Origin of the sequence: Aneurinibacillus sp. REN35, assembly GCF_041379945.2 — a bacterium.
Lineage (GTDB): Bacteria > Bacillota > Bacilli > Aneurinibacillales > Aneurinibacillaceae > Aneurinibacillus.
The window spans coordinates 43,639-57,301 of record NZ_JBFTXJ020000009.1 but is presented as its reverse complement, the minus strand read 5'-3'; the positions used below and the strand labels follow the sequence as shown (position 1 = coordinate 57,301).

General features: G+C 47.7%; 14 protein-coding genes. 13 read left to right on the top strand and 1 reads right to left on the bottom strand.

The window, feature by feature from the left end:
- Nucleotides 1-45: 45 nt before the first annotated feature.
- Nucleotides 46-1,413, bottom strand: a complete 1,368-nt coding sequence (locus AB3351_RS16310; RefSeq protein WP_371148214.1) for a TrkH family potassium uptake protein — start codon at nt 1,411-1,413, stop codon at nt 46-48.
- A 178-nt stretch (nt 1,414-1,591) separates the two neighbouring features.
- Between AB3351_RS16310 and AB3351_RS16305 the strand changes: the two genes are divergently transcribed.
- From AB3351_RS16305 to AB3351_RS16245, 13 genes are all read left to right on the top strand, one after another.
- Nucleotides 1,592-2,866: a radical SAM protein gene (locus tag AB3351_RS16305; RefSeq protein ID WP_371148213.1), complete on the top strand. Its 1,275-nt coding sequence runs from the start codon at nt 1,592-1,594 to the stop codon at nt 2,864-2,866.
- A 113-nt stretch (nt 2,867-2,979) separates the two neighbouring features.
- Nucleotides 2,980-3,180, top strand: coding sequence for a 50S ribosomal protein L31 (gene rpmE / locus AB3351_RS16300; RefSeq protein ID WP_206248427.1), 201 nt, complete (start codon nt 2,980-2,982; stop codon nt 3,178-3,180).
- Nucleotides 3,181-3,298: 118 nt separating this feature from the next.
- Entirely contained in the window at nt 3,299-3,895 is a 597-nt protein-coding gene (locus AB3351_RS16295; RefSeq protein WP_371148212.1) for a thymidine kinase, read from the top strand.
- 72 nt (nt 3,896-3,967) lie between these two features.
- Nucleotides 3,968-4,498, top strand: a complete 531-nt coding sequence (locus AB3351_RS16290) for a YhcN/YlaJ family sporulation lipoprotein (RefSeq protein WP_371148211.1) — start codon at nt 3,968-3,970, stop codon at nt 4,496-4,498.
- Between the two features lie 153 nt (nt 4,499-4,651).
- Nucleotides 4,652-5,725, top strand: a complete 1,074-nt coding sequence (gene prfA / locus AB3351_RS16285) for a peptide chain release factor 1 (RefSeq protein WP_371148210.1) — start codon at nt 4,652-4,654, stop codon at nt 5,723-5,725.
- A 2-nt stretch (nt 5,726-5,727) separates the two neighbouring features.
- The gene (prmC, locus tag AB3351_RS16280) at nt 5,728-6,618 is read left to right on the top strand and encodes a peptide chain release factor N(5)-glutamine methyltransferase (protein ID WP_371148209.1); all 891 of its coding nucleotides are present in this window, start codon (nt 5,728-5,730) and stop codon (nt 6,616-6,618) included.
- Between the two features lie 111 nt (nt 6,619-6,729).
- Nucleotides 6,730-7,329 (top strand): stage II sporulation protein R, encoded by a 600-nt coding sequence (gene spoIIR, locus AB3351_RS16275; RefSeq protein ID WP_371148208.1) that lies wholly within the window; start codon nt 6,730-6,732, stop codon nt 7,327-7,329.
- Nucleotides 7,330-7,423: 94 nt separating this feature from the next.
- On the top strand, nt 7,424-8,878 hold the full coding sequence (locus AB3351_RS16270) for an MATE family efflux transporter (RefSeq protein WP_371148207.1): 1,455 nt from the start codon (nt 7,424-7,426) through the stop codon (nt 8,876-8,878).
- A 111-nt stretch (nt 8,879-8,989) separates the two neighbouring features.
- Nucleotides 8,990-10,048, top strand: coding sequence for an L-threonylcarbamoyladenylate synthase (locus AB3351_RS16265; RefSeq protein ID WP_371148206.1), 1,059 nt, complete (start codon nt 8,990-8,992; stop codon nt 10,046-10,048).
- 78 nt (nt 10,049-10,126) lie between these two features.
- The gene (locus AB3351_RS16260; protein ID WP_371148205.1) at nt 10,127-10,690 is read left to right on the top strand and encodes a manganese efflux pump MntP; all 564 of its coding nucleotides are present in this window, start codon (nt 10,127-10,129) and stop codon (nt 10,688-10,690) included.
- An 11-nt stretch (nt 10,691-10,701) separates the two neighbouring features.
- On the top strand, nt 10,702-11,454 hold the full coding sequence (locus AB3351_RS16255; protein WP_371148204.1) for a ZIP family metal transporter: 753 nt from the start codon (nt 10,702-10,704) through the stop codon (nt 11,452-11,454).
- Nucleotides 11,455-11,566: 112 nt separating this feature from the next.
- Entirely contained in the window at nt 11,567-12,265 is a 699-nt protein-coding gene (locus AB3351_RS16250; protein ID WP_371148203.1) for a low molecular weight protein arginine phosphatase, read from the top strand.
- A gap of 91 nt (nt 12,266-12,356) precedes the next feature.
- Nucleotides 12,357-13,646: a methyl-accepting chemotaxis protein gene (locus AB3351_RS16245; protein ID WP_371148202.1), complete on the top strand. Its 1,290-nt coding sequence runs from the start codon at nt 12,357-12,359 to the stop codon at nt 13,644-13,646.
- The last annotated feature ends 17 nt before the right edge of the window (nt 13,647-13,663 follow it).

Sequence of the window (13,663 nt, the reverse complement as noted above, 5' to 3'; positions counted from 1 at the left end):
TGCTGTAGATCGGCAACTTCGGGACGGTTTCGTCTGAAAGAAGGATTATCCGATAATAATTTTTCCTTCCGAATAGCGGAAATGCTTTTTTCTTCGATCCCAGCTAAGAGCGAATGCGACGGTTAGCGGCCCGAGACGACCGGCGAACATGAGGATAGAGAGGATCACCTTGCCTGCGGTTGTGAGATGAGGTGTTAAGCCCATAGATATACCAACCGTCCCGAAAGCGGAAGTGGCTTCAAACAGTATGGTCAGAAAATCATCTTGGGTCTCGGTAATGCAGAGAATCATCGTTGAAGTGATGACAAGGAGCATGGATGCCATAGTAATGGTTAGCGCTTTGTATACCTTATCTTCTTCGATGCGCTGTTTGAAAAACACCACATCACCCTTTCCGCGAATCATGGACCATACCGCACCAAGTAGTGTAACGAATGTCGTCGTCTTAATACCGCCCCCGGTTGAACTTGGAGAAGCACCGATAAACATAAGAATAATCATAAAGAACAGCGAGGATTGGTGCAGATCTCCAATGGATAGGGAGTTCATGCCTTCTGTGCGCACAACCACAGATTGAAAAAACGAACCGAGGATTTTTCCTGACCAGTTGAGTGGTCCTAACGTTTTAGCGTTGTTGAATTCGATAAGAAAGATCACCAGCGCACCTATCACAATAAGCAGCGCGCTAGAAGACAGTACGACCTTGGTGTGTAAAGAGAGCTTTCGCCGTTCGCGGAATTGCATCAGCTCCGCAATGACGATAAATCCAAGCCCGCCAAAGATAACCAGTATCATAATGACAAGATTTACGGTAGGGTCGCTTACATACTCGGTCATGCTTTTGAAGTCGCCCATAATATCGAACCCGGCATTATTGAAGCTTGAGATCGCATGGAAAATACCTAAATATAAGGCGCTCTGCCAGTCTGTATCAAAAGACCAGCGGATCGTAAGAAGGATGGCACCTGCTGTTTCGAACAGGAATGTAAACAGCAGAACGCTTTTTACAAGCCGTACCATGCCCTCTAAGCTGATCTGATTCAACGATTCCTGGATGAGTAAGCGCTGGCGCAATGAAATTCTGCGGCCGAGCAGGATGGTAAATAATGTGGCCACAGTCATGAAGCCAAGGCCGCCGATTTGAATCATGCTGAGAATGGTCAACTGTCCAAACGTTGTGAATGTCGTGCCGGTATCGACAACAACGAGTCCCGTCACACAGGTTGCGGACGTAGCTGTGAACAGCGCATTGATGAAGGAGAGGCCTTGGCCGTCTACGGTCGCAATGGGCAGGGTTAACAGGAAAGTGCCAAGGAAAATAATGAAGCCAAATCCGATGACAAGCAATTGAGGCGGGCTGATATTCTCCAGTGATAACAGAGTTTTTTTTCTGTTTGGCTGTGATGGTGCCATACACTGTCCATCTCCTTAGCATAAAGTAGGATTACGTTCATTTGATGTAATGATATAATTATAGGGAAATTTGCTAAGAGTACAATCTTTGACTTTTTTATTGCGTGTGAATTATAATGTTTCGGATGTATTGACAGTGACGTGCTTACGAACAAAGAGAGCTAAGGAGCATTGATATATGTATCTTGTATATGCAGATCAGCAGGGGCAGGTCTATGATCATCCCGAGTTGTTCGGACTGGGCCGGGGCGGTGACGCTATCATGGAGCTTCTTGAAGAGGAGTTGATCCCGCTTCCGGAAGGCGCTACGTTAGTCAGTCTGCCGAATTGCCACCCGGTTGGTATGGACCCTGCAACTGGTGAGATGATTCGATTAAATGAGTATCAGGCGGTAGGTGCGCTGATGCCGCAGGGATTCACTCGTCTTATGCTTCCCGGATATGTAAAAGCTAACAAGGATGATAAGCTCCCGCTTTTTGGCTACACGGCTGTGGTGTGGCACAATAATGCGTTTTATGTAGCGGGGGAGCAATCGGATGCTACGCATAAGTGGAACCCGTTGAATTTTCCCGAAGACGAAAAAGAAAAATTGGTCAAAAATACAGTACAGCAATACCCGGAGAACCGCGTATTTACCCATTTAAGCAACTGTACGCTTGGTTATGGGTGCTTAACGGCATCCAATACATTCTTCAATCGCTGGGAGGCGGGGCTGCCGGTATCGTATTCCTGCAATGCAGGGTGCTATGGCTGTATCTCTGAACAGCCGGATGACAGCGGATTCCCTGCGCCGCAGACCCGGATGAATTTCAAGCCGACGGTAGACGAGCTGGTGGAAGTCATGCTTCATCACCTCAAGACACCTGAATCCATCATTAGCTTCGGACAAGGCTGTGAAGGCGAGCCGTCTACACAGGCTGCGATCATTACACAGGCGATGCGCCGTGTCCGTGAAAAGACCCGAGAAGGTTTTATTAACATTAACACGAACGCCGGATTAACGGATCATATTAAGGCGATTGTAGATGCTGGTCTTGATTTGATGCGCATCAGTACCATTAGTGCCATCGATGAGCATTATAATGCCTACTATCGTCCTCGTGCCTATACGCTAGAGAACGTAGCGAAGTCAGCTTCTTATGCGAGCGGCAAAGGTGTGTATACGTCCATCAACTATCTTGTGTTCCCGGGAGTATTCGACCGAGAGGAAGAGATGGAAGCGATGATTGAATTTATTCGCAAGAATGGCATTCGTTTGATTCAGATGCGTAACTTAAACATTGATCCAGAGAGTTATCTGGCTATGATTCCACCAGCTCAAGGCGAAGTATTTGGCATGAAGCAGGCGCTTGATATTTACCGTCAAGAGCTTCCGGATGTTATCATCGGTTCCTATACGCACATCCCTCCAGTGGAATTTCAAGAGCTTCGGAAGAAGACATTAACGGTATAAAAATTTCTGTAACAGTAATTGCAAAGTGGATATATGCGTGATATAATTCTTCTATATTGTGTTTGATTGTAACTCTGTTTCGTAAAGATTCAGGGCAGAAAGAGGTGAACGAAATGAGACCGGATATTCATCCTGACTACAAATTGACTAAAGTTACTTGCGCTTGCGGTAACGAGTTCGAAACCGGCTCAGTGAAAGAAAACTTGCGCGTGGAGATCTGCTCCGAGTGCCATCCTTTCTTCACTGGTAAACAAAAATTTGTTGACGCTGGTGGACGTGTAGATCGTTTCAAAAAGAAATACAACATCAAGTAATTGTATGTTACCAAAACAGACAGGCCGTCATGCCTGTCTGTTTTTTAATGCCTTTTTATTCCCTCTTTTCCCGACCTTTCTTTCGAGATAAGATGGATAGGTTGGAAGGAGATTCAGCATGGCACAACTTTATTTTCGTTATGGTACAATGAACAGCGGTAAATCGGTGGAAATCCTAAAGGTAGCACATAATTATGAGGAGCAGGGCAAGCGAGTCATAATCTTCACATCTATGGTTGATAATCGATACGGACAAGGATATGTTGCTTCCCGCATTGGACTAAAGCGTGAGGCCATTGTTGTCGGCGAAGAGACCAATATGAAGACGATTGTTGAGAGGAATCAGGGCGGTCTGCCGCATTGCGTCCTTGTAGATGAAGGACAATTTTTAGGCAGGCATCATATTCTACAACTAACCGAAATTGTAGATGACCTTAAGGTGCCGGTCATTGTATATGGGTTGAAAAATGATTTCTCCAATCATCTGTTCGAAGGCAGTGAAGCATTGCTTTTGTATGCCGACAAAATAGAGGAGATCAAGACCGTCTGCTGGTTCTGCGATCGCAAAGCGACGATGGTATTGCGTGTAAAAGAAGGAGAGCCTGTATATGAAGGCGAGCAGATCCAGATTGGCGGCAATGACAGCTATATGCCTGTGTGCCGGAAGTGCTACAAGCATCCGCATAGCATGCACGGTAACATTTCACTCCCGTAGCTTATATAAGAAGGGCGCATAAGCCCACCACCTCTTAGCAAACACTACAGATGAGGAGGTGGGCTTACAGTTATGAAGAAAATAGTGCATGTGGCCATCTTAGGGCTTAGCCTGCTGCTCGCTACAGGCTGTAATACGAATCAGAAACAAGGTGCAGCCCCCAGAGAGAACGGGGTGCAGGTGAATGAATATAACGGAACAAAGCCGGAGAAAACGACTCGTGTACTCGTCGGAAGCGATCTTAACCCGAATCTGGTGACAGGGCGCAATGATGTGCGCGATGTGCAGGCAGAGGCCGATAGCATGGCTAATGTAGCTGTGCAGGTAGCTAAGGTGAAGCGTGCAAGCGTAGTGATTAACGGAGGCCATGCATATGTAGGAATCACGCTTGCTGATACGGTGCGTACGTCTAAAGAGGCTGCTGATATTAAAGAGCGTGTCCGCCAGCGTGTGCAGCAGAAAATGCCGCGCTATGATGTACGTGTCAGTTCGGATACAGGTATCTTCACTCGTATTCAGGATATTGGAGACGGTATTCGCAGCGGCACACCGATTAACAACTATCGCATCCACATGAATGATCTAGGCGGCAAAATGAAGTAACAGAAGAAGAGGAAGCCAGGTGCGCAAATGCGTGCCTGTTTGCTTTATCTTCGTTTTTCTCATTTACCAAAGCATGAATATCTTGTTTTTCTATAGAATTTTGACTATAATTATACTGTTATGCTATGGAATTAAAAAATGAGGTGAAGAACCGTGCTACAGCGATTGGAATCGGTTGTTGAGCGGTATGAGCGATTGACGCAGCTGCTATGCGACCCGCAAGTCATGAATGACCCGGTTAAGCTGCGTGAATATTCCAAGGAACAATCCGACATAGAAGAGACGGTACAAGCGTATCGCGAATATAAAGAGATAACACAACAATGGCAGGACGCCAAAGACATGCTTGAAGAGAAGCTCGATGATGAGATGCGCGAGATGGTCAAGATGGAAATTGGCGAGCTTGAAGAGAAGAAGGAAGAACTCGAAGAGCAAATTCGCGTATTGCTTCTGCCGAAGGACCCGAACGATGACAAGAACGTGATCGTTGAGATTCGTGGTGCAGCCGGCGGTGATGAGGCTGCGTTGTTTGCGTCTGACTTATTTGAGATGTACACACGTTATGCAGCGAAACATAAGTTTAAAGTAGAAATTCTTGAGGCGGCTCCAACGGACATTGGCGGCTATAAAGAAATTATTTTCTCTGTAAACGGTAAAGGTGCGTACAGCCGTCTTAAATTTGAGAGCGGCGCACACCGTGTACAGCGCGTGCCAAGCACGGAATCCGGCGGTCGTATTCATACATCTACAGCTACGGTTGCGATTCTGCCGGAAGCGGAAGAAGTGGAAGTGGATGTGAACGAAAACGACATCCGCGTAGATTTGTTCTGCTCTAGTGGTGCAGGCGGCCAGAGCGTTAATACGACCAAATCAGCGGTGCGTCTCACGCATGTTCCGACAGGTATTGTGGTAACGTGCCAGGATGAGAAGTCGCAGCATAAGAATAAAGACAAAGCGATGCGCGTACTACGCGCCCGCCTGCTTGATAAATATCAGCAGGAAGCGCATGCGGAATATGCGGATGCCCGCCGTTCCGCAGTAGGTACGGGGGATCGAAGCGAACGTATTCGTACGTACAATTTCCCGCAAAGTCGTGTGACCGACCACCGTATCGGCCTCACGCTGCATAAGCTTGAGCAAATCCTTAACGGCGAGATGGACGAAATCATTAATGCGCTGGTTCTGCATGAGCAGGCGGAATTGATGCGTAACGCCGAAGGGGCGTAAGGATGGACGGCATAACGGTACGGGAAGCCTTGCAGAAGGCTTCTCGTTTTTTACGTGAGAAAGGGATTGAAGACGCGGCGTTTCTTGCGGAATATGCAATTCGCCATGCATTGGATTGGGATCGTACACAGTTTATCTCACAGATGTCGTATCGACTAACGACAACGGAGTGGGAGAAGGTTCAAGTAGTAATAGCACGGCGTGCAGCCGGAGAGCCGATGCAGTATATTGTTGGTGAACAGGAGTTTTATGGCCTCGCATTCGAGGTGAATCCCTCCGTGCTGATTCCGCGCCCGGAAACGGAGCTGTTGGTTGAGGAGATTATACGTCGCGCGCGTATGATCTGGTCTGAGGAAGCTGTGCTTGAGGTTGCTGATATTGGTACGGGAAGCGGTGCGATCGCAGTGACACTGGCTGCTTTCGGCTGCCCGAATTGGCATGTGACCGCCACAGATATTGCCCAAGAATCGCTTGCCACAGCTCGCTGCAATGCGATACGACACGGCGTAGAACAAAAGATTGCATTTAGGCAGGGCGATTTGCTTGCTCCGCTGCTGCAAGGCGGACGAAGCGTGGATATTCTTGTGTCCAATCCGCCGTACATTCCATCCTATGATGTAACGCAGCTCGATGTTCAGGTGAAGGGACATGAACCGCTTCGTGCGTTGGATGGTGGAGAAGACGGTTTGGTATTCTATCGACGCATGATACAGGATATGGCTCGTGTGTTGAAAAGAAATGCACTGCTCGGCTTTGAGGTAGGCATTCATCAAGCTGAAATGATTCGAGACTGGTTGGATGAGACAGGATTATTCTCAGAAGCATACATTGTGAAGGATCTCGCAGGTATTGGCCGACATGTGATTGGTGTGCGTTCCGAAAAGCAGGCATAATATCGGAGGCTCAACTCTATCATTTTTCTCTCGTATTTTTTACGATAGCGGGTTTATTCTCTAACATCCCTGCCCATACTGTGAACATGGGAAGAGGGAAGGGGACAGGGAATGATGAAAAGATATTATCTGCTATTTTTTATATTATTTCTTTTATTGATGAGTTGGGAGAGTCAAAAAGAAGCGTTGGCAGTCTTTGCTGATACAATGGTGCCTAAGCAGTCGATTCGCCTGCGGATTCTTGCGAACAGCGATACACCGGAAGATCAGCAATTAAAGCGTGAGATACGTGATCGTGTGATTGTTTCGGTTCAAGAATGGGCGGGTAAGATGAAGGATATCGACGACGCACGCGCGGTAATCGGCAGTCATCTGCCGCAGCTGCAACAGCTTGTCGATGAAACGATCAAAGAAAAGGGATTTTCGTATTCTTCCCGTGTAGAGCTTGCCGCAACAGAATTTCCAACGAAGATGTACGGAACGCAGGTTTTTCCGGCGGGCCAGTATGAAGCGGTACGAATCACGATCGGGAATGCCGAAGGAAAGAATTGGTGGTGTGTTCTGTTTCCGGCACTTTGCTTTGTCGATATTGGCAGTGGTGATACGGCGGCACAGGATAATCAGGCGGGTGCTGACCGCAGAGACGGTGACACAGATCAAATTCAAGTTCGGTTCTTTTTAGTTGAATGGTTTCATAAGTTATTTGCGTAACAAAGGAACCCTGTCAAAGCGGCAGAGTTTCTTTTTTTTTCCTGGGAAAGCGGGTATGATAATCAGGAACAACTCGGGATAGGGAGTGGAAAACATGGAAGGAAACAAACCCGAATTCGAAGGCGGAGACACGGAGCAAAATAAAGGAATCGTTGGTGATACAGAAGAAGGCGGTGCGAAGCAAGTATGGAAGAGTAGTGTGGATAACAGCAAGCCGGTATGGCGTGTTCTGTTTCTTTTTCTTGTTCCGCTTATGCTAAGCAATGTTTTGCAATCGATCAGCGGTACAGTCAGCAGCATTATGCTTGGACGTTTTATTGGTGTAAATGCACTGGCGGCAGTATCAGCGTTTTTCCCCATGTTTTTCTTTTTGATTTCTTTTGTTATTGGCCTAGGCAGCGCCAGCTCCGTATTGATTGGTCAGGCATACGGAGCGCAGAACTTCACGCGAGTTCGCGCAATTATGGGTACAACGCTGACATCGACATTTATCTTAGGCGGTATGCTCTCTGTGATCGGTGCCGTTTTTGCAGAAGATATACTGCGCCTTATTGGTACACCTGCTAATATTTTAGAAGATTCTGCGTCGTATGCCCGTGTCTTTTTTTATGCAATGCCGGTGCTGTTCTTATATATTTCATATACGACGTTTATTCGGGGAACGGGAGATTCGAAGACTCCCTTCTACTTCTTGATTATTAGTACGGTATTGACTGTTGCGTTAACTCCGCTGCTCGTACTTGGATTGTTCGGATTCCCGCAGTTGAGCATTAATGGAGCGGCATGGGCGAATGTGATCGGCTCATTTGTTACGTTTCTTATCTTTCTTATCTATCTGCACAGAGTTGATCATCCGCTACGCTTCAACCGCAGAGCGCTGCACCATTTGAAAATTGATAGCGATATTTTTAAACTATTAATAAAGATCGGGATTCCAACAAGTATACAGATGGTATTGATTTCACTCGCTACGATTGCGGTGATTTCATTTGTTAACCGATTCGGCTCATTGGCGACGGCGGCCTATGGGGCGGTCAACCAGATTGCCAGTTACGTAATGATGCCTGCGATGAGCCTTGGTATGGCTGTATCCATCTTCGGAGCACAGGCGATTGGTGCAGGTTTATTCGATCGTTTGCAGAAGGTCCTGCGTTCAGGTATTGTGTTGAATTATGTGATTGGTGGTGTACTTATCACGCTCACGTATTTGTTTTCTGATGCAGTGCTGAAACTGTTCATCTCTGAGACCTATACACTTGCGTTAGCGCATGAATTGTTGCGTATCACACTATGGAGTTACCTTATTTTTGGGCATGGAAGTGTGATGTCGGGTATCATGCGGTCGAGCGGTACCGTGTTCTGGCCGACAGCGTTATCGATTATCTCCATCTGGGGCGTAGAGGTTCCTATCGCTTATATTCTTTCTTACCGCATTGGGATCGAAGGTATCTGGATTGCGTATCCGATTGCGTTTGCGGCCAATCTTCTGCTTCAGCTTGGTTATTATCAATTTTTCTGGAAAAAGAAGAGTCATACACAATTAATATAATAAGTTATTAACATTCTATCCACAGGCTGTGGATATGTAGTTATCTACAAGTGGATGGATACATTAATAGAGTGATTGAAAGCAGAAACTAGTAGAACTGAGGGTTATATTATGAATCAACAGACAAAATACTGGAATGTGGATAATATTGTGGATGGATTAGAAGATTATCCACAGGTGCATGAAGCAGCCGATATGCTGCGTCAAAATGAACTGATTGCATTTCCTACAGAAACCGTATACGGCCTTGGTGGCAATGGGCTTGTCGATGATACGGTAGAAAAAATTTATACAGCAAAAGGGCGGCCAAGCGATAATCCGTTGATTCTTCATATTGCCGACCGGGCGCAGCTTGATGCGCTTGTGGCCGAGGTTACGCCTATGGCTGAAGCGCTAATGGAAGCATTCTGGCCCGGTCCGCTGACCATTGTCTTTCAGAAGAAACCGGGCGTAGCTCAGCGTGCCTCAGCAGGCCTAGATACGATAGCGATTCGGATGCCGGACCATCCGCTTGCATTGGCGTTGATTCAATGTGCCGGCCTTCCTATTGCGGCGCCAAGTGCCAATCTGTCAGGCCGACCGAGTCCGACAACAGCTCAGCATGTACTCGAAGATTTGGACGGGCGCATTGCGGGTGTGCTTGATGGAGGGCCGACAGGGATCGGTGTAGAATCAACGGTTGTGGATAGTACAGGCGATGTGCCGCTCATTCTTAGACCGGGCGGCGTGACGGCTGAACAGATTGCCGAGATCACAGGGGAGGTTGCGATTGATCCTGGTATGCTCAGTGAAGGAATAGCTCCTAAATCACCGGGGATGAAGTATCGGCATTATGCGCCAAAAGGAGAAATGTGGCTTGTTCGCGGGGATAGTCCAGAGGAAATGGCTGCACGCATCAGTGGCTTTGCCAAGGAAGCGGCAGCAGAGGGAAAGAAGGTTGGGATTTTAGCGACAGAAGAATCGCTTCCAAGTTACAAAGGTGGATATACGGTTGTTCCCTGCGGTGCGCGAAGCGATCAGATCAGCGTGGCACGGCGACTCTATGACGTGCTGCGCCAGTTTGATCAAGCCTGTGTTGATACGATTTTTGCGGAGACTTTTCCGGAGAGCGGTGTCGGCGCTGCGATCATGAATCGTTTGGCGAAAGCAGCTGGGGGACGATACCTGTAACGCTACTGCGCATATCCTGTCCACATCCGCATATCTTGTCTATATAAAGCCATGCGTCTATAGACAGGAGGAATCGGTATGGGTTGGGAAGCACTGCAGTGGGGAGAACTCTTTACACTGCTGATGATCGGAGTTGCATTGGGGATGGATGCCTTTTCGCTTGGTATCGGCATGGGAATGGGCGGTATCCGCCTGCTGACCATTTTAAAAGTAAGCTTGACAATTGGCCTTTTTCATATTGTTATGCCGCTGATTGGGATTGGCTTAGGCCTTTTCCTCACAGCGTATGTAGGCAACGTCGCTTCGTATATTGGAGGATTCATCCTCGTGGCGCTGGGGCTTCATATGTTTTGGAGTTCATTTTTCAGCGACGAAGAACGAAGCCCCCTATTGAAAACAACATTCTGGGGGCTTTTGCTATTTAGCTTTAGCGTAAGTCTTGACGCGCTTTCCGTCGGTTTTTCATTTGGTCTATTTAAGGTGAATGTCATACTGGCTGTTCTGATCTTTGGTGTGCTTGGAACTGTACTTGCAGCAATGGGACTGCTTCTCGGTCGTCGGGTAGGTAACTGGTTGGGAGGATATAGTGAAATCTTTGGAGCATTAATCCTGCTAGGCTTCGGGATTAAGTTCTTATTGTAGAGGCACGGCGTATGATGATGAACGAACTTTTGCTAATCAGCATGGGAACCGGTCTGACGACTGTAGTCGGTGCGCTGGTAACATTGGTTGCCGGAATGCCTGGAAGGAAACTGATGGCATTTTATCTTGGTATGTCGGCTGGTATTATGGGTTTGGTGATTCTGGCTGATCTGCTGCCTGCCGCTTTGCGTGAACAGGAGTGGTACGGTGTTGTGCTTGGTATCTCATTCGGTGTATTGCTCCTGCATATCCTCCATCATTTTATAGGGCATCACAGCACTCCTCATTATTCTGGATCTTTTACGAGCATGGAGCGCACGGCGGTAAGCTGGCGCAATGCCGGTTGGCTGATGGCAGCGGCGCTTGCTTTTCACCATGTTCCGGAAGGGGCGGCAATCGGTGCTGGTTTCCAAGCGCATCCTCATGCAGGTACGTTGATAGCTCTATCGATGTCCCTGCATAACATTCCAGAAGGAGTCGGCCTTGCTGCTCCGTTTTTGCTTGGCAGGATGCAGCGGCGTTATATCCTGCTGCTCGCCTTCCTGATTAGTCTATGCATTCCGGTGGGTGCTTGGCTGGGTGGAATATACTTTGTAGCCAGTCCTGCGTCCGTTACGTTCGGTATGTCATTTGCGATCGGTGCGATGGGATATCTTGTCTTTAGAGAGCTGGGACCGGCTGGCCTTGCGATGCATGCATTAAGCGCGCAGTCCGGCATGCTTGTAAGCTTGCTTGCAATGGCGCTGCTTCACGTACTTATGTGAGTGATTAGGAAGGATAAAGGGTAGGGTAACAATACAGACTATGCTTGGGTGCTTGCAATTTTTTAGAATTCAGACGACAATGTAAGTGAAAAGCAGGAAAGGGGAGAATTTGATGCGTATTTTGTTTGTATGCACCGGTAACACATGCCGCAGTCCTATGGCAGAGAAACTTTTTAAGAAGATTGCCGCCGATAAAGGAATAAAAGCGGAAGCGAAATCTGCCGGGCTGTTTGCGTCCGCAGGTTCGGCTGCCTCTGGCCATGCCGCTGCAATTCTTGAGCGGAAGGGCATAACGGAGAAGCACATGTCGCAGACAGTGACGGATGAGTTGCTGGATTGGGCTGATTTGATCATTACAATGACACAGTCCCATAAAAATACGCTGTTGCAGCAATTCCCTGATTGCCAGGAGAAAGTATATACCTTAAAAGAATATGCGGATACATCAGAAGAGACCGGGGAGCGATTGGGCAAGCTAGATGCGTTGTATGATCGTCTTGAGGCAAAGCAGCAGGCATTCATGGATGAACACCGTGAAGAAATTCGTGCGCTCGAAGATGAATACCAGAAGCTCTATACGAGACTTGAGTCGGTGCGCGAGAAGCTTGACGATTGGCGGGACCGCATTATGCAGGCAACGCTAGAAGAACGTAATGAAATCGCTATTCTGGAGAGGCAGACACCTGATTATGATGTAGCAGATCCGTTCGGTGCAGACCTTACTACGTATGAAGAGTGTGCAAAGGAAATTGAAGAGGCGCTCATTCGCCTGGTCACTATCATTGAAAGGGATGCAAAATTTTCATCATAATAAAAGATAAATTTATTAATAAATAGAATAGCTTCCATCCGATAAACAAGATAAGGACATATTATCTTGTTTGACTGCAGGAGGGAGCAATATGAGTACTAGATCGACCCATTCATTTGGTTTGGTAAAAAAACTTGTACTTGGAATCGGTGGCTTGTCAGCGATTACGTATAGTGTAAGTGCTTTTTTCATTTTTGTTATAAGCGATTATGTTACAGATTTTATGCCGCATTGGTTATTCACGCTAGTAACGCTTTCACTCGGTGTTTTCTGGTCTGGATTATTCGGCTGGCTGGTAGCGCGTTGGCTTGTAAAGCCTATTGTTGAATTGGAACAGGCAGCTTCTCGCGCATCGGCGGGAGATCTGCGCGTGGATATTAAGGAGATGAACTCCAGGGATGAGATTGCTGCGCTTTCTCGTTCGTTCGCTGCGATGATTCAAAACTTGCGGACGATGATTCATGATATTAACCTCTCTTCTGAGCATGCGGCAGCAAGCGTTACAGAGCTGACGGTTGCATCAGATCAAGCGGCCGCTCAGATTGAGCAGATCAGCATTACAATGGATCAGATTGCGCATGGCGCAGATAATCAAGCGCAGCACACCGAAGCGATGGCGGAGTCTGTCGAAGCGGTCGGCGAGCTGTGCAGGGAAGCGACTGAACATGCGGAAGGTTCTCGGAAATTATCTAAGCAGATGATTACGACGCTGTCAGAGAGCGGGAAAGTCGTAGAATCACTTGTGGAAGGTATGCATAAATTAGCAAAAGAAAACGAACAATCTATTGCTACCGTACGCCGTCTAGAGCAAAATGCGGCCCAGGTTGGAAATATTACTCGAGTAGTTAGTGAACTAGCTGGTCAGACCAACCTATTAGCACTCAATGCAAGCATTGAGGCGGCCCGTGCAGGTGAGCATGGAAAGGGTTTTGCGGTAGTGGCCGATGAAGTACGGCAGCTTGCTGATGAGAGCGGCAAGGCGGCTTCCAATATTACCGCACTGATTGATGAGATGCAGCGTGAAGTAACGAACGCGGTGAAGCAGATTCAAGAGCAGGTTGCGATTGCGGATACAGAGTCCAAGCGTGGTGAGCAGACGACCCAGGCGCTGCATAATATTTCTGGTTCCGTAAACGAAGTTGTGGCTTCTGTAGAGCGAATCGCAGCGTTGATTGAGCGGCAGGGCCAGAGCATGGAGGTTATGATGCGCGATGCCCGTGATGTGGCTCAGGTAGCGCATGAGACATCACGCGGTGCGGAAGTGATCTCGCATGCGGCTCAAGAGCAGACTGCATTCATGGAAGAGGTTGCGGCGGCAGGACAGGTATTGCGTACGCAATCGGAGCAGTTGAAGGAGTATGTATCGAAATTCCAGCTGTAACAGAGAGGAGAATGCGT

Bases quoted from the DNA above. Each gene is read 5' to 3' on its own strand.
- AB3351_RS16245 (WP_371148202.1), top strand. From the start codon at position 12,357: ATGAGTACTAGATCGACCCATTCATTTGGTTTGGTAAAAAAACTTGTA.
- spoIIR (WP_371148208.1), top strand. From the start codon at position 6,730: ATGATGAAAAGATATTATCTGCTATTTTTTATATTATTTCTTTTATTG.
- AB3351_RS16305 (WP_371148213.1), top strand. From the start codon at position 1,592: ATGTATCTTGTATATGCAGATCAGCAGGGGCAGGTCTATGATCATCCC.
- AB3351_RS16265 (WP_371148206.1), top strand. From the start codon at position 8,990: ATGAATCAACAGACAAAATACTGGAATGTGGATAATATTGTGGATGGA.
- AB3351_RS16310 (WP_371148214.1), bottom strand. From the start codon at position 1,413: ATGGCACCATCACAGCCAAACAGAAAAAAAACTCTGTTATCACTGGAG.
- AB3351_RS16260 (WP_371148205.1), top strand. From the start codon at position 10,127: ATGGGTTGGGAAGCACTGCAGTGGGGAGAACTCTTTACACTGCTGATG.
- AB3351_RS16295 (WP_371148212.1), top strand. From the start codon at position 3,299: ATGGCACAACTTTATTTTCGTTATGGTACAATGAACAGCGGTAAATCG.
- AB3351_RS16270 (WP_371148207.1), top strand. From the start codon at position 7,424: ATGGAAGGAAACAAACCCGAATTCGAAGGCGGAGACACGGAGCAAAAT.
- AB3351_RS16250 (WP_371148203.1), top strand. From the start codon at position 11,567: ATGCGTATTTTGTTTGTATGCACCGGTAACACATGCCGCAGTCCTATG.
- AB3351_RS16290 (WP_371148211.1), top strand. From the start codon at position 3,968: ATGAAGAAAATAGTGCATGTGGCCATCTTAGGGCTTAGCCTGCTGCTC.
- prmC (WP_371148209.1), top strand. From the start codon at position 5,728: ATGGACGGCATAACGGTACGGGAAGCCTTGCAGAAGGCTTCTCGTTTT.
- AB3351_RS16255 (WP_371148204.1), top strand. From the start codon at position 10,702: ATGATGATGAACGAACTTTTGCTAATCAGCATGGGAACCGGTCTGACG.
- rpmE (WP_206248427.1), top strand. From the start codon at position 2,980: ATGAGACCGGATATTCATCCTGACTACAAATTGACTAAAGTTACTTGC.